Origin of the sequence: Microcoleus sp. Pol12B5, assembly GCF_036701335.1 — a bacterium.
Taxonomy (GTDB): Bacteria; Cyanobacteriota; Cyanobacteriia; order Cyanobacteriales; family Microcoleaceae; genus Microcoleus.
In genome coordinates, this window is the sequence record NZ_JAUBQQ010000025.1 from 18,867 (window position 1) to 39,777 (window position 20,911).

Genomic DNA, 20,911 nt, shown 5'->3' on the forward strand with positions numbered 1-20,911 from the left:
GCCGGGGCATCTACAAATGTTTTGCAAAAAATAACTTGACATCCCAGTCTCCCTGTGCTAGCTTGTCGAATAGTATGGTGTTTAATCCACAAATCGCAGCACTTTAGCTATGTTCACAGCCAACAGCTATTTTTATTTTTGGTACAGCCAAGTTCGCCCGGAGTGAATTGGTAATTCACTGTGAACATCCGGGCGAACCGCAGATTAACACCTGCGGTTTTGTTTTTTCTAGTTTTTTTCCCAACAACCAATCGAGTACAAGCGAAAACAGCAATGACATTATTCAGTAACTGGTACTACAGCTTTTATTTTTGGCCCAACAAGAGTTCTGGGTAAATTGTCGCGCTGTCTTTTCGCACCAACCCGGAACTCTTAAAAGTTCCGGGTTTTTTGTTGTCAACCACCCACTTAAATTTCCAGGAAAATTCCCTCATGTTAGAAGCCAAACTCGTCACTAAATCTCATCCCGAACACCAAACAATTGTCAAACTCTCAGAAACAGTCTCAGTCGGTGGCACAGAATTACTAATCATCGGTGGCCCCTGTACCGTAGAAAGTTCCGCACAAATGGAAACCGTCGCCCGCCAACTATCCGCCGCATCCGTGCAAGCTTTGCGAGGCGGAGTCTACAAACCCCGCACTTCTCCTTATGCTTTCCAAGGGATGGGAATTGAGGGACTCGAAATTTTAGCCGATGTCAGCCGGCGTTACGGTTTACCCGTCGTTACAGAGGTAATGTCGATCGCCCAAATCGAGCCAGTTGTCACCTATGCTGATATGCTGCAATTAGGCAGCCGCAATATGCAAAACTTCGAGTTACTAAAGGCGATCGGTCAAGCCGGAAAGCCAGTCCTGCTAAAACGCGGCTTATCAGCCACAATCGAAGAATTTGTGATGGCCGCCGAATACATTCTCAGTCACGGAAATCCTCATGTAGTTCTCTGCGAAAGAGGCATCCGCAGCTTCGACAATTACACCCGAAACGTATTAGATTTAGGTGCAGTCGTAGCGTTGAAACAGTTAACTCATTTGCCAGTAATAGTAGACCCTTCTCACGCTGTCGGCAAGCGAGAATTAGTCACACCACTAGCCAAAGCAGCGGTTGCTTGCGGTGCAGACGGATTGATTATTGAGTGTCACCCGCAACCGGAAAAATCGGTTTCTGACGCGCGGCAAGCTCTTTCTTTACCAGATATGGTAGATTTAGTTGCGAGTTTGCGGCCTGTAGCCGCCGCCGTTGGGCGCCGCATACCCGATATTAATGTGCCTTCAGAGGTATTAAGTTTGAAGTGATATTGGTAGGAAATAATCTATAACTTTTAACGTCAAACTCTACAGTCGGTTTTAACCGGCTTGAGCTTTGAGGCAGGGGTTTAAACCCCTGCCAGAATCGGCGAAAGCGCGTGTTTCACGAATTTAGATTAAAATAAAAAATAATACTGTCATCTACGAAATTTTGCTTAATTATGGCAATACTACTTAACGTTCCCTCGATCGTCTGTTCCGGCTGCGGTGATACAATTACCAAAGCCATCAAAACTGTTGAATCCGATGCTACTGTGAATGTGGATGTCGCAGCTAAGACTGTTACAGTAGAAGCTCAAGCTTCGGAAGAGTCAATTAAACAGGCGGTTGTTGCTACAGGCCACACCGTCCAAGATTAATATCTAGTTGGGTGGGGGCGGATTTACGAGATTAGTGGTCTTAAACCAAAATAATTGGTAAAAGCCGCCCCTAGAGAATTTTAAATCCATTACCAATGCCCAATCCCCAAAAGCTTAATCTGCTTCGTCTAAGTGTTCGGCGACTGCTTGGTAAAGTTCCAAAACGTGGCGATCGAGTAAACTATAAAAAACTTGTCTCCCAACCTTGCGGTAACTTACCAACCGCATCGCCCGCAATGCCCGCAACTGATGCGATACTGCTGACTCACTCATACTCAACGCTGCAGCTAAGTCACACACGCACAGTTCTTGTTTTGCCAAAACCGACAGCAGCCGCAGGCGATTCGCATCTCCCAAAAGACTGAAAAACTCAGCCATCCGCTGCGCTTTTGCGGTGTTGAGAACTTGTGTTTGGATGTCCCCAGCCCGCAAACAGTCAACTAGGTGCGATGGATCGCACATTGGTGTATCGTTTTCTTGGTGAGGCTGACTTATCGCTCCATTAACAGCAGAGTTGGGTGACATCTTTTCCCGGCTAATTTTAATTCTCATTTTCATTTTAGTGCGATCGGCAAAGCTTTTGTAACAAAACTTTTACACTCCCTTGACTTATATCTGAATATGTGTTCATATATTAGTATAGACAAACAACCCCACCAGGAGAATGTAAAATGACTACTGCCACCCAAACAAAATGTGCCTGTCCTTCATGCTCGTGCGTTGTCAGCCCCAGCGAAGCCATTGAAAAAGACGGCAAAACATACTGTTCCAGTGCTTGCGCTGACGGACACCCCAACGGCCAAGGCTGCGGCCACACCGGCTGCGAGTGCCACAAATAAATATTCGGCTTCACAAAAGGTTAATCACCAACTGCCAAATCTATCTTTAGGGAGATGCGAACCGCGCATTTCCCATTTTTTTTGCTTTTAGGTTAAAGAAAAGTTAAAATAAAGCTAACTTAAGGTTAAGACTGTATTAATAGACTAAATACAGAGCGAAAAAGCACAATTGCTACTTACGCAATACAATAGAAGCAAGTTAGCGCCGCGATACTGAGTACAAATAGTGCTATTAACAGCAGAGACCGAACCACAAGTTGAATACCAAAAGTTTAATTAGGAGGGGGCAATGAAAGAGCGGGAAGATTTTTTACATCCTCGCAATCGCTACTACGGTGATTTCACGCCAGAAAACTTGGCGTTTAATGCCAACTTGCAGGAGTTTGCTCAAAAAATAACTTATATTTGCTCGCTGGAAACAGGGGGGAAAATTAGTGCTGAGAAAGCCTATAAAGATATTAAGATGCTTTGGAAAGACTTAAAATCCTCTAAGAAGCAATTGGGAATTGGCCAAAAACCCCCCAGTACCGAGGAGCCAAATTCACCTTAAAGTCATCGCTGCAAAACGCAGCGTTTGCAATCGAAAACCCCTGCGATTGCGAGCGCTGCGTTTTGCATCGTACCCAGCAAATGTAAGGTGCTTGCTAGTAGGCAAACTTTAGACACTCTATGGTTTGGGATTTGGTGCAGTTGCTCCGGCAAAGGAAGTACAATTCCCACCGAGGCCAGAAATAATCGCGCAAGTATTAGTTTTCAGCATTCCCTGATATGTATCAGCACCGGTGCCGGGGCCACCCAACTCGTCGCTGTAAAGTTCTTTGTTGGAAATTTCGACATTTGCCTCCCTCGCCACAGTCTCCATCAACTTCGGATTAGTTGTAGTTTCCGCAAAAATTGTCGGCACTCCTGCGGTCTTAATTTCTGAGGACAATTTGGCAATTCTTGCTGCGGTGGGCTGTTCCTCTGTCGTCACACCCTGCAAAGCTCCAGCCATCTCCAAACCGTAAGCATCGGCATAGTAACTCAGAGCATCGTGAGTTGTTACTAACTTCCGTTTTTGGGCTGGAATAGTCGCAATTTGAGCTTTGATCCAAGTATCTATTTTTTGCAGCTCATCTGTTAAGCTTATTGCATTTTTTGTATAAAGTTGAGCATTGTTGGGGGAAACTTCGATCAATTGATCGCGAATTATTTCTACCATGCGGCGGCCATTTTGAGGATTATGCCAAACGTGAGGGTCAGGGACTTTTTCACCTTCTGCATGGGGTTTGTTTTCCCCTTTCTCTTCGCCGTGTTCGTGCTCGTGTTCGCCCATCAGCGGTTTGGGAACGGCGAGTTCGTGGACGGCGATTTTGGGCGCGGAATTACTGCTAGATTCAATTAACTTAATGATGCTGGGTTCGTGGTTGTAGCCGCCGTATAAAATCAGATTTGCTGTTTCAATAGCTTTGCGGTTTTCCGGCTTGGTTTGGTAGGCGTGGGGGTCGTCTCCCGGCTTGATCAGACAGGTGGTGTCGATCGAACTTTGAGCGATTTCTTTAGTTAGGTTGCAGATAACGCCAGTCGTGGCCACGACTTTTGGCAAATTGGCGGCGGGACTGGCTTGAGTTTGACTTGTGGCGGGACTGTCTGACACCGGATTGCTTGCGTTCTGCCCTCCACTGCACCCAACCACTCCGCAGCCAATCGCCAAAACAGCCACCCCCGACAATCTGCGGGTTTTTCCAACCAACTTCTTTAACATTTTCACCTTTGGAACGATAATCGTTATTGCTTTTTCGAGTTATCCTATTCTAGTAGCTACGAACAAGAATCGTTCTCAAAATCTCGAATTATGCTAGAAGTACAAGACTTGGCTGTCAATTATCGCGGAATTTCGGCGCTCAACAGCGTGAATTTCCATTTACAATCGGGACAATTAACCGGTGTATTCGGCCCCAACGGTGCGGGAAAAAGCACGATGGTGAAAGCGATGCTGGGATTGATCCCGGCCTGTCGGGGTTTGGTCAAATATCAGGGACGGCTGCTGAAGGAACAGTTGTCGCGGGTGGCTTATGTGCCGCAGCGATCGCAAATTGACTGGGATTATCCGATTACGGTGTGGAATGCGGTAATGATGGCGCGAACTGTCCAGACTGGTTGGTTTCGCAGCCCCTCGAAGCAGTCGCAAGAATTGGTGAAAGCTGCTTTGCTGCGGGTAGGAATGTGGGATTTGCGCGATCGGCAAATTGGCGAACTGTCTGGCGGACAGCAACAGCGGATTTTCTTAGCAAGGTCGATCGCCCAACAAGCCGATTTATTCTTCTTCGACGAACCTTTTAACGCGATCGACAAAGCAACCGAAGAAATTATTTTCGATATTTTTGCCGAACTAAAAGCCCAAAATAAAACATTGCTAGTAATCAGCCACGATTTAGGCGAAACTTTAAAACAGTACGACAATTTATTATTGCTAAATAAGCAGTTAATTGCAACGGGTTCCTGCCGGGAAGTTCTCACCGCCGCGAATATTCAAAAAGCCTATGGATACGATTTAAGTTTAGTTTCAGCGTAAGTAAAAAAAAGATTTATTTTTAAAGTTAATTGTAGCACGGGCGTCCCGCCTGTGCAGTTGACTGTGCTTTAAAAAATCCTATTATTGATGTAATTCAATGTTAAACCTACTAATTGAGCCACTACAATTCGAGTTCATGCGAAACGCAATCGCCGTCGGAATTTTGCTAGGAATTCTCTGCGCCGTCGTCGGCTCCTACTTAATTGTACAGCAAATGGGAATGATGGTTGACATGATTGCCCATTCAGTATTAGCAGGATTGCCTGTGGCTTTTTCTTTAGGCTTCAATATTTCGATCGGCGCGTTTATCTCTGGAATTGTCAGCGCCGTAATTATGGCGTGGATTCAATCACAATCTCGTCTAAAAATTGATGTTGTAATGGCATTAATTTTATCTACATTTTTAGCAATTAGCATCACCTTAATTAGCGTTTTGCGTACAACAAAATTAGACTTAGACGGTTTTTTGTTCGGGAATATCTTGTCAGTTGCACCTGCTGACGTGCAGCAGACTTTTGTCATAACTTTGATAATTTTGGTGGCGGTTAAACTCCTTTACAAAGAACTGCTATTCTATACTTTTGACCCGTTGGGGGCGCAAGCGTCAGGTTTGCCTGTAAACTGGATTTATTTCGGGATGATTTCGGCGATTACGCTGACGATTGTTGCGAGTTTGCAAACTGTGGGCGCGCTGTTAGTAATTTCGCTGTTAATCGGGCCGGGAATTACGGCGTACTTATTGGTAAAAGAGCTACATTTAATGATGGGATTAGCAGCAATTATTGGGATTACAGCTAGCGTGAGCGGTATGTATCTCAGCTATTATTTGAATATGCCGTCGGGTGCGGCAATTGTATTAGTTGTTTTTGGGTTATTTTTAGTAGCTTTGCTGTTCAGTCCCAGTCAAGGGGTTTTGACACGAAAGAGAGGATAACACTATTGGATGCACACACTCTATTTGTTGTGGGTTTTTTACGCTTGCTTAGGCAAAAAGTTCCCCGTAGGGACAGAGAATTGCCCAAGCAGTGTCAACTTAAGGTACAACCCATAGTCCTGCAGTGGTTGAAACCCCTGGCGGGATTTCGGATTAAGCTGACACTCCTTGGGCGTCCCGCCCGCCCTACAAATTATGCGTTTTTTACGCTTACTTAGCTTGACAATAAGCTTCGTAAACGCCGTCAAGCAGTAAGTTGATAGCAAAAGTTGCTTTCTCAGTGGCTAACAGCGCTTCCTGTTTGGCTTCTTCAGTTTGGCAAAGTTCTAACAGCGCTTCGCGGGTAGCTTCCGAGTGGAACTCGTCGGCTTTTTCGTGGACTTTAAAGAAAGACAAAGCCGCTTCGGAATCGATGCCGTAAAATTCCTTCAAACCAGCGATTTTGGTGGTAGAAACTTCGGGGATTTGCGCTTCGTAAGCGTAAAGGGCTGCTAAACCTGTGACAGGCGATTCGCTGCGCGCTAAGTCTTTGAGAATGCGAACGGATTCGCTGGTTTTTTCTAAGTGTTCGTGATCGATAACAGCATTTCTGTCTAAACCCAAACCTTCGGCAAAGCGCAGCCACAGTTCAGGGTGATTAGCAGCGCCTCTCTCTTCTTCTATCAGGTTTTCGAGGAGCATTTGACGAATTTTGATGTCGTCACAGGCGGCGTGCGTAGCGCTGACGTAGGTGGGGAAGTTGTGGACTTGCAGATAATATTCTTTGGCGTACTCTTGCAGCATTGCGAGGTCGAGTTTACCTTCGTTCCACATTTGGTAGAACGGGTGTTTCAGCAAGTGGTTTTGGTCGAGAATAGTGTTGAGTTGTTCGAGAAATTGCTGTTGGGTCATAATTGTCGATCGCCTTGGAGGATAGTTCAGCCACTAAAATGGTATTGTAATCTAGCATTTTGTCAAGACCAAGTTTTCAATTTTTATGTTTTGGTCAAACTGGTGCGCCCGTTATGCTAACTTAGCGCCGCCCGAAGCCTTGGCCGCGCATAGACTTTGACCAAACCAGCAATTCGCCACCGCATCCGCCAGCGGCGAGAAACTGACCTTCGGGATGCCATGCGAGACAGGAAAAACCGCCCTCTGCACCTTCTAGAATTTGCAGCAATTGTTCTGCTTCCCCCCACAAACAAACTTGACCATCTGCGGCGGCGGAAGCTAATAAAAATGTGCTAGGTTGAAAGGCGATCGCATTTACCACATTTTCATGCACCTCTAACGCCCAAGAATCCCAACCAACACTTTCATCAGCGTCTCTTTCCCAGACGGAAATGCCTTGAGAGCTCGAAGCAGCTAACAAAGGTGCACCCAAAGAATTAGTTTTATCCGACCAAGCTAACTCCCGAACTTTCCCCGGAAAACCCTGCATTACCCACGGTTCAAAATTTCCCCATTCATTAACAATGAGAGTATTGTCCATATTGCCACAAGCTAAATATTCTCCTTGTGGCGACCAAGCAATTGCACCGGTTGCAGAGGGTACTGATAAAATTTCCGGGTCTTCGTCCCAGTCTTCGCCATGCCAAACTTTGACGCCTTGATAGCCGCTAACTGCCAGATATTGAACCATCGGATGCCATGCTAAATCGAGGATAGATGATGACTCGAAATTCAGCGTTACTTCAACAACATTATCCTCAGCATTCCAGACTTGAACGTAGCGGCCCATACTGAAAGCTAACTGGTTGCAGTTGGGACTCCAAGCTAACTTATCAACCCAGACACGCTGGTTATCCAAATCAGCAATTAATTCCCCAGAATTAACGCGCCAAATTCGCACTTTTCCATCTTGTCCGCCAGCCGCTAGGAACTGACTGTCGCGGGAAAAAGACAAACAATCGGCTGACTTACCCGTGGCACTTTGTAGTGTTTGCAAGGACAATTCATTAACTTCCCCTACTTCCGCCAGCATCACTTCCCCCGCAGCAGAACAGACTGCTAAACTTGTACCACCCGGCGACCAAGTAACAGCAGTTACGTAGTCAGACAGCATTGCTTTGGCGTGAAATTCCAGGGTTTGTTCGCTACTTTTTAAACTAGACACCGACGGAAATCCTCTCGCAATTGATTTTCGTTTAAGTTACGGCCGATGAATACGAGTTCATTTTTCGGAGTTTCGGTGGCTTTCCAAGGCCTATCCGGCCGGCCATCGAACACCATGTGTACTCCTTGGAAAACAAATCGCTGGTTGTCTCCGGCGACATTCAAAATTCCTTTTGTCCGAAAGATATTTGGCCCTTGAGTCCGCAACAATTCCTCCATCCAATCGCTGAATTTGTTGCGGTCAATAGCGCCGGATTCTACTATTGCTACGGAAGTAACTGTTTCGTCGTGTTCGTGAGTGTGCTCGCCCAAAAAGTCGGGTTCGATTTCTAATGCCCGGTTCAAATCAAATGCTTTAACGCCCAACAAAGCATCCATTTGTAATTCAGCATTGCGGGTTAGGTGAATTTTTGCCATTGCATTCATGGCGCGAATTCGCTTTTCTAATTTAACCACTTCTTCGTCAGTCACTAAATCTGTTTTGTTGAGTAAAACTACATCAGCGAAGGCAATTTGTTCTTGAGCTTCGTCTGCATCCCAGTGCTGCCAGATGTGCTTGGCATCCACTACGGTGACAACTGCGTCTAGCAGCAATTTGTCCCGCATATCTTCGTCTACAAAAAATGTTTGAATTACGGGTGCGGGGTCGGCTAAACCTGTGGTTTCGATGACTATGTGATCGAATTTGTCTCGCCGCTTCATTAAGTTACCGATAATCCGAATTAAGTCGCCTCGGACTGTACAGCAAATGCAGCCGTTGTTCATCTCGAAAATTTCTTCATCGGCATCAATTATCAGTTGGTTGTCGATGCCTACTTCGCCGAATTCGTTGACGATGACTGCAACTTTTTTGCCGTGTTCCTGTGTTAAAATGCGGTTCAGTAGCGTAGTTTTGCCTGCGCCGAGATAACCCGTGAGAACGGTAACAGGAACTGATTCGATCGCCCTAGCAGTCACCATACTTGACCTCGATTATTGTACAATGATAACCATTATCGCTATTGTACACCAGACCTGCTGGTAGCGCCCACAATATCAAATAATGTTAATAAATGGTTTGTCAGAGCTTGTTGGGGCGAGTTTTACCAATAATATTTGCTGCAATTCAAAATATCGATAAACCCGCCCCTCTCAGAGGACAATTAGTTGTTAATCATAGCTGCAATTCGATCGCGATCTAACTCTCGACCGATCAGCACTAATTTGGTTTGGCGGAGTTCGGAAGGTTGCCAAGGGCGATCGTAAAAATATTCTATCCGCGAGCCCACACCTTGCAACACCATCCTCATCGGTTTCTTGGGAACCGCCACAAATCCTTTAATCCGATAGATTTCCTCCTGCTGCATCAAGGATTGCAGTTTTTTCACCAAAGCTTCAGGTTCAAATTCGCGATCGGCAATAAAGTAAGTCGAGTTAATATCATCATCGTGCTCATGTTCCTCCTCAGTGTCGTGGTGACTCGGACGAGACTCCAAATCATCCTCAACCGCCGCATTAAATCCTATTAACACATCCGGGTTAATTTCGCCACCTTTGCAGGGCACAATTTTCACACTCGGACGTAACTCTTGCTGCAACCAGCTTTGGACTTTCTGGTGAGTTTCCGCATCTACGCGATCGACCTTCGTTAAAAGTACCATATCGGCACAGGCTAACTGGTCTTCAAACAATTCCTCGATCGGAGTTTCGTGATCTAAACTATCATCAGCTTGTCGCTGTGCCATCAAAGCATCGATATCACCGACAAAAGAACCGCTAGCAATAGCTTCGCAATCGACAACAGCAACAACACCATCCACTGTAGCACCCGTGCGAATTTCCGGCCAGCGAAAAGCTTGAATCAAAGGTTTAGGAAGTGCGAGGCCTGAAGTCTCAATTAAGATACAATCAATCTGTTCTCGGCGCTTCAACAATTCCTGCATAGTCGGCAAGAATTCCTCTTGAACAGTGCAGCAAAGACAACCATTTGTTAGTTCAACAATATTGCTGCTGACATTTTCTTCTTCTTCGTCGCAAATTTGACAATCGCGCAGCAATTCTCCATCAATACCGATTTCGCCAAATTCGTTAACCAGAACAGCAATGCGACGACCTTGATTATTTTGCAATAAGTGGCGAATTAGGGTAGTTTTGCCGCTACCAAGAAAACCAGTGATGACAGTAACAGGAATTTTGTGCATTGATAATTTTGTGCTTATTTGGTGATATCTCGTTCCCAGGCTCTGCCTAGGAATGCTAATCTAGAGGCTCTGCCTCGCTGGAATAAAGGAGCGCTTTTAATACGAAGCAGATCCTCTCAGTATGCGTTACCAGGCAAAGCCTAGGAACGAGAAGGAAAAAACTAAAGTCCTTACGACAAACCTATCTAATGTGGGAGTGGTGGAATCTTTGCTAAAACACCTTTTTTCAGAGCTTGAGGACGCTCCGACCAAGGCAACAAACCGTCCGGTTTAGCATAGTATTGACCCGCGCATTCGAGTACAGCCTCGACGCTTTCCGACTCATTTGCTGGTAAATCGCCAAACAGATAAGTGTACTTTCCAACAGCAGCAAAAGACACAGCACAAGAGTGACTACAAGCACTCATGCACTCAACCTCTTGAATCTCAAACTTATCAGAAAACTCCCAATCTTTAGCGAGTTGCGACAAATTTTCCATAAATTGTTGGCCGCCGCTTTTACCTTCGCGCTTGCCGTTGTTCCAAACACTAGCGCAAGCAGTGCAAACAAATAGACTGTGCTTTGTGCGTACAGCCGTGTTAATTCCATCCATCATCCGTACCTCGCAGATGCGTTCAAAAGTGAGTTAGATATCGGCGGGCATTCTGACTTGAGAAACCACAACGGTTTCATTACAGTTGCGGGACAGCGCCGGACTTGCACCGAACTTTCCCCGTTTCCTCTAACGGCTGCTCCCCGCTAGAACCGATCGCGAAATCACATCATACCGCACTTGCCGCCTTTTTGGAAAAAAGTTATTTTGGTAATGTCGATCCATCCAAAAAAAAATAAGTCTTTGTGGAACAGGCATCTTGCCTGTTACTGACAGGATATAACCCCACAAAAAAAATAAGTCTTTGTGGAACAGGCATCTTGGCTGTTGCTGACAAGATAGAAACCCATCCCAAAAAAAATCACTGTTTGTGGAACAGGCATCTTGCCTGTTAATGACGGGCTAGAAGCCCATCCCACAAGAACATTACTACAAACTATATGAACGCCTTCCCCGATTTTTCCACTCACGGCTATCAGATTGAAAAAGAACTCGGACACAACAGTCTCGGCGGCCGAGTTACATACTTAGCGAAAAATACGAATACTCAAAAATTAGTTGTAATTAAGCAATTTCAATTCGCTCAACTAGGTGCTACCTGGACAGAATACGAAGCTTACGAACAAGAAATTCAAGTTTTGCAAAATCTGGATTTTCCGGGCATTCCCCGCTATTTGGATTCTTTTCAAACTGACAGCGGTTTCTGCATGGTGCAGGAATACAAAAATGCCGAATCTGCTGTAGCGCGGAGTTTTTCGCCGCCGGATATAAAAGAATTTGCGATCGAAACTTTAGAGATTTTAGTTGACCTGCAAGCTCAGAACCCGCCGATAATTCACCGCGACATTAAACCAGAAAACTTGTTAATAGATGACGAACTCAATGTTTATTTAGTAGACTTCGGTTTTGCTCGGCTAGGAGGTGGAAATATCGCGGCTAGCAGCGTTGTCAAAGGTACGATGGGATTCATGCCGCCGGAGCAAATGTTTAACAGGAAATTAACAAAAGCCTCCGATCTTTACGGCTTGGGGATAACGCTAATTTGCTTGTTAAGTGGTACGAAATCTGCGGATGTCGGTAATTTAGTTGATGCCAATTATGGCATTCATTTCCGGCATTTAGTGCCACCATTGCAGCAGGGTTGGATGAATTGGCTGGAGAGGATGGTAGCGCCGAGATTGCAAGACAGATATCCATCGGCGGCAGATGCTTTAACTGCGCTAGAATCTTTGGATGTCAGCAGCTTGCCGAAAGTGAGAATTGAGCGCGATCGCATTCAATTCATAGCCACAGAATATGGAGAGAAAGTAACACAAATCGTTACCGTTAGCAACCCTATTCCGGATACAATTTTAGCCGGTCGATGGGAAGTTGCACCGCACCCGAACGATCCGCCACATACTCCTTACGACCACCCTTACATCTCCTTTGAACCGCAGAAATTTGAGGGCAATGAGGTTAGGTGCAAAATAACGGTAGATACGAGCAAATTGCTAGCAAGTAAAACTTATCATCGCCAGATGATACTCCACGTTAATTCCGATCCAAATACCCATGAAATTGAGATTCAAGTTAAAACTGCTCCTCTTCCCGAACCAAAGCAAATGCCATATTTGTTTAAAGATAGAGGGAGTTTTATGTTTGTGTTTATCTGCCTCGGTTGGCTGCTAAGCAACCCGATGGATCGAGGGATGTTTTTCACGTTAATAGCTGTGCTACTTTCGGGTTTTGCAGCAGCAGAAAAGATGCTCTATACAGAAAAAGAAAAGACGCTCTATACAAAAGTAAATAAAACTGCAAATGGGTTTCAATCTGTCTTAGGAGCCACTTTAGGGATTACAACAATATTTCTGGCATCGACTACTTTTTTATCAGTTATTGGTAGTAGTTTTGGTAATAGTACGGGTCAAGAAATCGCTTTACTTTTTTGTTTGGTGATTGCAGCTATAGTTGGTGCTTCAGGTTGTGTTGAGAAGAGTAGGAGTTTGACAATCCTGGCATTTCTAGCTTGTGGACTTTTGAGTGTCTTTTATTTACCGACGAGTATAGTAGTGACATTTGTGCTCTTTGTTACTAATTTGTGTTGTTTTAAGGTAGTTTATACCTTAGCTAAAGCCAGGAGTTACGAACAGATAAAAAGAGGCTTTTTTAAGAAAGATACTGTAGCAATCGCATTTCTCACCGCTGGATTTTACATCAGTTTAGGAGCCGTATTTCAACGCTACTTAAGCGTGGCAAATGAGATGGGATCGATCGAACCCTTAAAAGTTTTAGTTTTAGCAGCAAGTGCGACTGCCCCTCTCCTCGTCACCGCTATTCCATTACTTTACTTGATTGTTCTTAAAAGAAACAGAATGATTGCTGCCTACCGCAAATCCAAGCCATATTTGATTAAACCATAATCAACCGTTCCTACTAATAACTTTTGTTTGGATTTTTCAAAAATTTTAAATACTGAAGTCATTACTACAAACCTGACAAATTTATGGACGCTTTTCCTGACTTTTCTAACTACGGTTATCAAGTAACTCGCCAACTCGGACACAATCGCGCCGGCGGGAGAGTTACCTATCTCGCTACCGAAATTAATACCCAACGTTCCGTCGCTGTTAAACAATTTCAATTTGCCCAAACAGGCGCTAATTGGGCTCAATATCAAGCGTGCGAACAAGAAATTAAGATTTTGCGAGAACTGGATCATCCCAATATTCCCCGCTATTTAGATTCCTTCCAAACTGCATCGGGTTTCTGCATGGTTCAGGAATACAAAAATTCCGATTCTCTCGCTATTTTGTGCCAGCTAACACCGCAGCGAACCAAGCAAATTGCTATCTCTGTTTTAGAAATACTCAAATACTTGCAAAACCGCGTTCCTCCAGTTATTCACAGAGATTTAAAACCGGAAAATATCTTGGTGGACGATCGCCTGAATGTCAGCCTTGTCGATTTTGGATTTGCTAGAATCGGCGGGGGAGAAGTGGCCGCCAGCAGCGTTGTTAAAGGCACTTTGGGCTTTATGCCACCAGAACAAATGTTCAATCGGCAGCTAACTGTTGCATCGGATTTATATAGTCTCGGCGCAACGCTAATTTGCTTGCTAATCGGCATCCATTCTACTGAAATTGGCAGCTTGATGGACGATACGGGGCGGATTAATTTTAAACCTCGGTTGCCGCAGCTAACTCCAGAATTTCTTGACTGGTTGCAAAAAATGGTGGAACCTAATTTTAAACACCGTTATCCTTCCGCAGATGCGGCCTTAAATGCTTTGATTCCCCTCCAAGTAGTTCAGCAGCGTAACAACTTAAAACCGGTATTGATATCAGTCGGAGTATTAACAGCAATTTCGGCTATTTTTATTCCGCTTTTTAGGAAATCTCCCGAACCTCAAACAGCAGTATATCTCCAACGAGTAATCAACTTAGAAAATTTCAACCCTAAGACTCAAGTAATGTTAACTGACGAATTAGAATCAACGAAACTTAGGAATGTTTGGTCTTTGAAGAAAAACAAAAAAGTCTATTTTGCTGTAAGTGCTGCTAACTTGCCAGAAGGAGAATATAGAAGTTATTGTAAGGTTGTCAACCCTCAAGGACTATTGGCAGCCCAAAGTCAATCTTATTTAAGAACGACGGGGGATGGATTAAATACTTGGTGTTGGTACACTTTTCAAAAGGATGACAAGCCGGGAAATTGGAAGTTTGAATTTTACTTAGAGGGTGAAAGAGTGGCGCAAAATAGTTTCAAGGTCTTACCTTAAGATAGTTGTTCCGGGCTGGCAGTGAATTTCTTTGCCGTCAAAAGTTGGCGGATTCCAAGTTTCTGCATAACTTGCATTAATTCGATCGCTCTCGCAAATTGCAGCAATAGTTGTTATAATATTGCTACCCTTTTCTTTAAAAGCAAATACTGCGCCAGTGTAGGATTTCTCCATGCTCCTCATATCATTAGGTTGGGCAATCGCGATCGCGCTTTCAAATTGTGCTGGTTTGCGGTGATTGTGCCTAGTTTGAACCGGGCCCATTGATGAGACGAGAGTGTAATAATAGTTATTGGTCTGTTCTTTAATTCCAATACTCAATTTTCCAATGGAATCGCTAAATTGACCGTATTCTGCATAGTAAGCTTGCTGCGCTCTATTGATGCTTGAAATATATTGTATGGCTTCAAAAAAATTCTTACCCCTTGACGGGGACGGGGGCGGGACGATCGTATTGAGTGGGAAATTGTACCATGACGCCATGATGCCAGCCACAACCGCGCTGTAAATTGCAATCCTCGGCAGCAAACTGGATACTGGCAATCTCGATTTTTTACTGGCTTTAGCTACATTGACTGACATTTTTTTAACTGTCATAAAGTAAATTTGCCAAGCTTGTAGGGTGCGCCACAAGCACCCTACAGATTATAAATTATGCAGTTTCGTGCTGTTTGTGCCATGCGGGATGCCACAGCAATTCAGCAGTCGATCGCTTCTCGACCATTTCAGGAGTAATCATACAATTAGCCACATCCTTGCGAGAAGGCAACTCGTACATGACATCGAGCATTAACTCTTCTAAAATGCTGCGGAGAGCTCTGGCGCCAGTTTTGCGACGATAGGCCTCCTGGGCGATCGCCCGTAGCGCTTCCGGCTGGAATTCCAATTCCACGCTGTCCATCTTCAACAGCTTTTGATACTGCTTCACCAGCGCATTCCGGGGCTCGGTCAATATCTGCATCAAAGCTGCTTCATCCAGCGGCGAAATCACCGTTACCACCGGAATCCGCCCGACAAACTCAGGAATTAAACCAAACTTGACTAAATCGTCCGGCTGTACCTGCTGCAAAATATCAGCAGCCCGCTTGTCTTTCGCCGGCAAAGTCGAGTTGCTGTCGCTTTCCGTTGGCTGAATAAAGCCCAAGGATTTTTTACCCAAACGTTGTTCAACTATTTTTTCCAAACCGACAAAAGCACCGCCACAAATAAATAGAATTTTGCTAGTGTCAACTTGAATAAAATCTTGGTAAGGATGTTTGCGGCCGCCTTGCGGGGGAACATTAACCACTGTTCCTTCCAACATTTTTAGCAGCGCTTGCTGCACTCCTTCTCCCGATACATCCCTCGTGATCGAAGTGTTTTCGCTTTTGCGAGCAATCTTGTCAATTTCATCAATATAAATAATGCCCCGTTGCGCCGCTTCCACATCAAAATCGGACATTTGCAACAGCCGCAGCAAGATATTTTCTACATCGTCGCCGACATATCCAGCTTCTGTCAGTGTCGTCGCATCCGCTACCGCAAACGGAACTTCGAGCATTTGCGCCAAACTTTGCGCTAACAAAGTTTTGCCACAACCTGTGGGTCCTACTAGCAGGATGTTGGATTTTTGCAGTTCTACATCGCTATCAGGGGAAGACTTCTCGCTATCTTTAGCTTGGTCAACGCTCAAGCGCTTGTAGTGGTTATAAACTGCTACAGAAAGGACTTTTTTTGCTGAATGCTGGCCGATAACGTGGTTGTCTAAATGCTGCTTAATCTCTGTTGGTTTCGGAATTTGAGCTAAAACAATTTTCGATTTATTCGATCGACCCGGACGCCTGGTTCCTTGTCCCTGAGACTCTCGCACCTCTGATTGGGGAATCTGTTGACCAATTGTTTTACTGGAGTCAAAGAACTCCTCCTCTAAAATTTCATTGCACAGTTCCACGCATTCATCGCAAATGTATACGCCGGGCCCAGCTATTAACTTGCGGACGTACTCTTGCGACTTGCCGCAAAAGGAGCATCTGAGATGGGAGTCATATTTTGACATATTTGCCTCTTAATTTACGGTTGCGGTTGCTTGTTTCGACTGGGGAAGTTGCCGCGGGAGCGACCTTAGCTTTGCCCTAGAAGGGTTTCCCGATCGGACACCCAAGCCAGTCAAGCTTCGCGATCTCTATTTCTAAGTTAACACTTTTGAGGCTTTAGTCATTAGTCACAAGTCATTCGAGCAAATTTAAATTTTTCATTTTCACTTGAAAATAAAGCCGCACGGGCTTACCATTTTTTGTATTCCAAAAATTTTCCTGACATAATTATTTTCACTCGATCGCCTTTTGGGTCTGCTTCTTTCTCGACATCCAAAGTAAAGTCGATCGCGCTCATAATCCCGTCACCAAATTTTTCGTGAATCACTGCTTTGAGTGGCATCCCGTAAACCTGGATAATTTCATAAAAACGATAAATCAGGGGGTCAACCGGAACCGAGTTCTCCAAAGAACCTTTTAAGACAGGTTCACAGAGAACCGCAGCGGTCTCGCTATCTAGCCCCAAAGCCGAGATAATTTTCTCGGCTTCATCTGCTGATGCGGTAGCTTGACGATAAAGAACCGCCGCAATCCAAACTTCGTCGCGCCCCAAAACTTTTTCCAAATCTGCAAAACTAATTCCTTGAGCTTTTTTAGCAGCCAAAAGCTTTTCTGTAATTCCTGAAATTGCCATTAAATATTCTCCCCTTCACTCCAGTGTCAGATGTGAAATATCTCTCATGTTTTGGGGATTTTGTCAATACCAAGTTGAGAAAAAAATCCAATTGATAGCTCGGATCATCAGCAAAAGCCGCTCTCGTCAACCCACAACTCATACAATTTGAGATTTGAGATTTGAGATGTTAGGTTGGCAATGACTGATGACTATCAGGGTTTGGAGCCAGTCAACACTTGCATTCTTTTTGCCAACTGGTATCACAACTGACACAACTGATAAATCCTAAAATAACTCATATAGCCTTTCTCAAAAAGGTGAGGTACGAATTTTGACCTGGAAAGCTTGACAATACAGGGTTTCTGTATACCTCATTTATCTGAGAACCGCTATAGCTGCCCTGTGGCAATGGTACAGTTGGCAGTATATGTAATAAAAGTTACACAAACCAAGGCATTCGGCAAACGGCTGAATTTTGCTCGTGCTAGCCTGAAGATCAATCCTCGCTCCCTCCGCCAAAGCCCCTTTACCACTCAAAACCGGCAACTGACAAAAGTATGGAGATTCAGACCAAAGATTACACGATCCAGTACGATCGCGCTACGCAAACAGTCACCTGTAGCGGCTCGTTCCGACTCAGCCAGGCGGAAGAATACGAACCGATCGTCGATCTGCTCAACGAAGTGGCTGACTCCTGCCCAAACACCGTTACTCTAGACTTGCGAAAGCTAGAATTTTTAAATAGTTCTGGAATTAATATTTTCTCAAAATTTGTGATCAAAGTGCGCCAGCAAAAAAATATTCAAATCGCCATCAAAGGTTCTAAACAGATCCCCTGGCAGATAAAATCCCTGAAGAACTTGCAGCGGCTGATGCCTTCCTTGCACTTAGAATTGGAATAATAACGAAAAAGGTAAACATGAATCCCCGGCTAAGTCCGAGAACCAAGATGAGGGTGGCTGAAGTTAATCGCAATAAGTCATAGTTAAACTAGCACAAAACCCTAAAAAACTTCAGAACCGACTAAAAATTACCAATTTTCAATTGCTATGCAGGAAGAACCATCGACAGAACAGCTACTTTTCGACGTTCAGCGGCTGAGTGCGGAACTTGAAAACTTGAAGCGCGAAAAGGTTGACCTAGAAATCTTGCTGGAGACTACCACCGAACATTCAGATACGATGGAAGCTCACTTGCTGAGCAAAGCTCAGTTGGCGCTGCGTTCCAGCGAAGAGCAGTTTCGGGCGATCGCCTCGGCAACTCCCGTGCCGATATTAGTTTCTCGCCTCTGTGACGGCTTAATTATGTATGCGAACGCTCAATTGGCTTCTCTCCTGAACATACCCCTAGAAAAATTGATCGGCTGCTGCACTCCAGACTTTTACTTCAACCCCACAGATCGCCCAAACCTACTTGAGGCACTTGCTAAAGAGGGATACCTGCAAAACTACGAACTCCACTGTAAAAAATCAGACGGCACCGCTTTCTGGGCGATGATCTCGGTTCAGTCGCTGGTGTTTAACGGGCAGCAGACGGCATTGTGCGTCTTGTACGACCTCACCCAGCGCAAGGAAGCAGAACAAACCCTCCAAGAAAGCGAAAAGCGTCTCCGCCGCCAGAGTTTGGCTTTGTTGCAGCTAGGTAGGCAGAGGACTCTCAACAGCGGTGCGCTGAATGTGGGAATTCGCGAAATTACCGAGGCTGCTGCCCGGACTTTGGATGTGGAAAAAGTCAGCGTCTGGCTTTACAACCATGGAAGATTTGGAAATCGCTACCCCAGTGATCAGCAGCTAAATTTTACGGAGAGAGTGCTCGCCCACAACCAAACAGAGCCATTAGATACAGAGACCGCTACCCCTGATCCAAACGAGGGGGTTAATCATTCTAAGTTTAAAATCCCCAACCTCAAATTAGTTTGTCTCGACGTGTACGATCGCACCCAAGAGAATCATTTGAGCCGGGAGTGCATATCGGCAAGCGATTTAAATTTATCAATTTTAGATGTTGAAGGCGACGCACCGGGCGAAAATTTGCGATCGGACAATGGTTTAGAACCTCCGACAAAGACTCAAAACTCTGTACCAACAAATTTGTCCCACTCATCTTCCCTAGCCGAACATTCCGGTGTGCTGCCAAATGCCAGCAAGCCGAATTCATCCATATTAAATGTAGCAATTAGGCTCGGGGGCCAGATCGTGGGCATCCTCTCTCTCGAACATATCGGCGCGCCCCGCCAGTGGGCTTTGGAGGAGCGCACCTTCGCTGATTCTTTGGCAAATTTGGTAGCACTGGCGATCGAAGGATTTGAGCGCCAGCGGGCTCAGGAAGCACTCTCCAAAGCCAAAGCGCAGCTAGAAATGACCGTCGATCAGCGCACCACTCAACTCACCACCGCCAATAAACTGCTCCGCATCGAAATTGCCGAACGCAAAAGAGCCGAAATAGCCTTGCAAGAAGCCTTACACAAAGCTGAAGCAGCTTCGAGAGCTAAAAGCACTTTTTTAGCCAATATGAGCCACGAGCTGCGGACGCCGCTCAACGCGATTATCGGTTACAGCGAAATGCTACAAGAAGAAGCACGGGAATCGGGACTCGAAGAGCTCATTCCCGATACCCAAAAAATTTATAACGCCGGCAAACACTTGCTGACTTTAATTAACGATATTCTAGACCTTTCTAAGATAGAAGCAGGTCGGATGGAGCTTTATTTAGAAAAATTTGACCTCAGTAATTTAATAGAAGAAGTTGTTGCAACTTTGCACCCTTTGGTCGAAAAAAATCACAATCAATTGCAAGTTTCTTGCTCTGAAAATTTGGGAGTGATGTATGCAGATTTGACTAAAGTCCGGCAAATTCTGTTCAATTTGCTCTCCAATGCCCTGAAGTTTACCGAAGGTGGAACGGTGCTGTTGAGTGCGACTCGCGAACCAGCAGGCGATAGCGATTGGGTGTATTTGCAGGTATCTGATACGGGGATTGGAATGTCGGCTGAACAGCAACAGAATTTGTTTCAACCTTTTATTCAAGGGGACGCTTCGACTACTCGCAAGTACGGCGGCACCGGTTTAGGATTGGCCATTAGCCGCTTGTTTTGCCAGATGATGGGCGGCGATATAACTGTTGAGAGTGAGTTGGAGGTTGGCTCTACTTTTACTGTTCATTTAAAGACAAAAGTTGATATTAATTAGAAGCAAGTTGGGTAACTAGCAATGTAGCAGATTTAAGGGATTTAACGGGTGGGGAATTTTCCAGAAATTGTGGATCGGATTTAACGGCTTTAACGGATAGCAAAAGATGGAAGAATTTCCCCTTACTAATTTTCCCATTACCAATTACCAATTACCAATTACCCATTCCCTTTTTAATTGTGACACCGATCGCGATTAACCTCTGTTGTCGATCACACAGTAGCATTTTTTTTCAGCCTAGAATACCTATATTATTCCAAGATTGTCCTGCAGGCACGATCGGGGGCCTCGCTGCATTCACAATTCCCACCTCAACCTAATTAAGGCGGTGGGGGGTTGCTTCCAGAAAGGCAATTTGGTAAAAGTAATGCTATGGTCGCGAAGCAGTAGAAGGCAAAATTTAACAGGAAATCAGGA

Annotated in this window: 20 protein-coding genes and 1 riboswitch; of the genes, 10 read left to right on the forward strand and 10 right to left on the reverse strand. The window is 45.0% G+C overall.

Going from position 1 to position 20,911, the window contains the following annotated elements; genetic code table 11:
• Positions 1-393: 393 nt before the first annotated feature.
• Both aroF and QUA24_RS13675 read left to right on the forward strand, forming a co-directional pair.
• Positions 394-1,293 (forward strand): 3-deoxy-7-phosphoheptulonate synthase, encoded by a 900-nt coding sequence (gene aroF, locus QUA24_RS13670; protein ID WP_333230363.1) that lies wholly within the window; start codon positions 394-396, stop codon positions 1,291-1,293.
• 173 nt (positions 1,294-1,466) lie between these two features.
• Entirely contained in the window at positions 1,467-1,664 is a 198-nt protein-coding gene (locus QUA24_RS13675; RefSeq protein WP_333209897.1) for a heavy-metal-associated domain-containing protein, read from the forward strand.
• A 114-nt stretch (positions 1,665-1,778) separates the two neighbouring features.
• Here QUA24_RS13675 and QUA24_RS13680 read toward each other — a convergent pair whose 3' ends face one another.
• The gene (locus tag QUA24_RS13680; RefSeq protein ID WP_333230390.1) at positions 1,779-2,189 is read right to left on the reverse strand and encodes a metalloregulator ArsR/SmtB family transcription factor; all 411 of its coding nucleotides are present in this window, start codon (positions 2,187-2,189) and stop codon (positions 1,779-1,781) included.
• A gap of 146 nt (positions 2,190-2,335) precedes the next feature.
• On the opposite strand from QUA24_RS13680, the gene QUA24_RS13685 reads away from it, so the two are divergent.
• Entirely contained in the window at positions 2,336-2,503 is a 168-nt protein-coding gene (locus QUA24_RS13685; RefSeq protein ID WP_333081421.1) for a metallothionein, read from the forward strand.
• 289 nt (positions 2,504-2,792) lie between these two features.
• On the forward strand, positions 2,793-3,053 hold the full coding sequence (locus QUA24_RS13690) for a DUF7219 family protein (protein ID WP_333037090.1): 261 nt from the start codon (positions 2,793-2,795) through the stop codon (positions 3,051-3,053).
• 117 nt (positions 3,054-3,170) lie between these two features.
• Here the strand turns inward: QUA24_RS13690 and QUA24_RS13695 are convergent, their stop codons facing one another.
• On the reverse strand, positions 3,171-4,247 hold the full coding sequence (locus QUA24_RS13695) for a metal ABC transporter solute-binding protein, Zn/Mn family (protein ID WP_333230364.1): 1,077 nt from the start codon (positions 4,245-4,247) through the stop codon (positions 3,171-3,173).
• Positions 4,248-4,337: 90 nt separating this feature from the next.
• Here QUA24_RS13695 and QUA24_RS13700 point away from each other — a divergent pair, with 90 nt between their 5' ends.
• Positions 4,338-5,057 carry a metal ABC transporter ATP-binding protein gene (locus tag QUA24_RS13700; protein WP_333230365.1) on the forward strand — a complete coding sequence of 240 codons (720 nt, stop codon included), beginning with the start codon at positions 4,338-4,340 and terminating at the stop codon, positions 5,055-5,057.
• 97 nt (positions 5,058-5,154) lie between these two features.
• Positions 5,155-5,991: a metal ABC transporter permease gene (locus tag QUA24_RS13705; RefSeq protein ID WP_333230366.1), complete on the forward strand. Its 837-nt coding sequence runs from the start codon at positions 5,155-5,157 to the stop codon at positions 5,989-5,991.
• A gap of 210 nt (positions 5,992-6,201) precedes the next feature.
• Here QUA24_RS13705 and QUA24_RS13710 read toward each other — a convergent pair whose 3' ends face one another.
• The 5 genes from QUA24_RS13710 to QUA24_RS13730 all read right to left on the reverse strand — a co-directional run bounded on the left by QUA24_RS13710 (position 6,202) and on the right by QUA24_RS13730 (position 10,861).
• Positions 6,202-6,882: a CADD family putative folate metabolism protein gene (locus tag QUA24_RS13710; protein ID WP_333204863.1), complete on the reverse strand. Its 681-nt coding sequence runs from the start codon at positions 6,880-6,882 to the stop codon at positions 6,202-6,204.
• Between the two features lie 121 nt (positions 6,883-7,003).
• On the reverse strand, positions 7,004-8,086 hold the full coding sequence (locus QUA24_RS13715; protein ID WP_333230367.1) for a WD40 repeat domain-containing protein: 1,083 nt from the start codon (positions 8,084-8,086) through the stop codon (positions 7,004-7,006).
• Positions 8,074-9,045 (reverse strand): GTP-binding protein, encoded by a 972-nt coding sequence (locus tag QUA24_RS13720; protein WP_333230368.1) that lies wholly within the window; start codon positions 9,043-9,045, stop codon positions 8,074-8,076. The genes QUA24_RS13715 and QUA24_RS13720 overlap by 13 nt, the downstream gene beginning before the upstream one ends.
• Positions 9,046-9,227: 182 nt before the next feature.
• Positions 9,228-10,265 carry a cobalamin biosynthesis protein CobW gene (gene cobW / locus QUA24_RS13725; protein ID WP_333230369.1) on the reverse strand — a complete coding sequence of 346 codons (1,038 nt, stop codon included), beginning with the start codon at positions 10,263-10,265 and terminating at the stop codon, positions 9,228-9,230.
• 185 nt (positions 10,266-10,450) lie between these two features.
• Entirely contained in the window at positions 10,451-10,861 is a 411-nt protein-coding gene (locus tag QUA24_RS13730; RefSeq protein ID WP_333230370.1) for a DUF1636 domain-containing protein, read from the reverse strand.
• Positions 10,862-10,883: 22 nt separating this feature from the next.
• Positions 10,884-11,030, reverse strand: a riboswitch (cobalamin riboswitch).
• Positions 11,031-11,298: 268 nt separating this feature from the next.
• Here QUA24_RS13730 and QUA24_RS13735 point away from each other — a divergent pair.
• The gene (locus QUA24_RS13735) at positions 11,299-13,260 is read left to right on the forward strand and encodes a serine/threonine-protein kinase (protein ID WP_333230371.1); all 1,962 of its coding nucleotides are present in this window, start codon (positions 11,299-11,301) and stop codon (positions 13,258-13,260) included.
• A gap of 83 nt (positions 13,261-13,343) precedes the next feature.
• Positions 13,344-14,618, forward strand: coding sequence for a serine/threonine-protein kinase (locus QUA24_RS13740; RefSeq protein ID WP_333209918.1), 1,275 nt, complete (start codon positions 13,344-13,346; stop codon positions 14,616-14,618).
• Here the strand turns inward: QUA24_RS13740 and QUA24_RS13745 are convergent.
• The 3 genes from QUA24_RS13745 to cynS form a co-directional block, all read right to left on the reverse strand.
• Positions 14,610-15,215: a type IV pilin-like G/H family protein gene (locus QUA24_RS13745; protein ID WP_333209921.1), complete on the reverse strand. Its 606-nt coding sequence runs from the start codon at positions 15,213-15,215 to the stop codon at positions 14,610-14,612. The two genes, QUA24_RS13740 and QUA24_RS13745, sit on opposite strands and share 9 nt — an antisense overlap.
• Before the next feature lie 55 nt (positions 15,216-15,270).
• Positions 15,271-16,653: an ATP-dependent protease ATP-binding subunit ClpX gene (gene clpX / locus QUA24_RS13750; protein ID WP_333209924.1), complete on the reverse strand. Its 1,383-nt coding sequence runs from the start codon at positions 16,651-16,653 to the stop codon at positions 15,271-15,273.
• Positions 16,654-16,880: 227 nt separating this feature from the next.
• Entirely contained in the window at positions 16,881-17,324 is a 444-nt protein-coding gene (gene cynS / locus QUA24_RS13755) for a cyanase (protein ID WP_333209926.1), read from the reverse strand.
• Positions 17,325-17,863: 539 nt separating this feature from the next.
• Here cynS and QUA24_RS13760 point away from each other — a divergent pair.
• Both QUA24_RS13760 and QUA24_RS13765 read left to right on the forward strand, forming a co-directional pair.
• A complete protein-coding gene (locus tag QUA24_RS13760) occupies positions 17,864-18,208 on the forward strand; it encodes a slr1659 superfamily regulator (protein WP_333209928.1) in 345 nt (114 codons plus the stop codon).
• 147 nt (positions 18,209-18,355) lie between these two features.
• On the forward strand, positions 18,356-20,494 hold the full coding sequence (locus QUA24_RS13765; protein ID WP_333230372.1) for an ATP-binding protein: 2,139 nt from the start codon (positions 18,356-18,358) through the stop codon (positions 20,492-20,494).
• Positions 20,495-20,911: the final 417 nt, after the last annotated feature.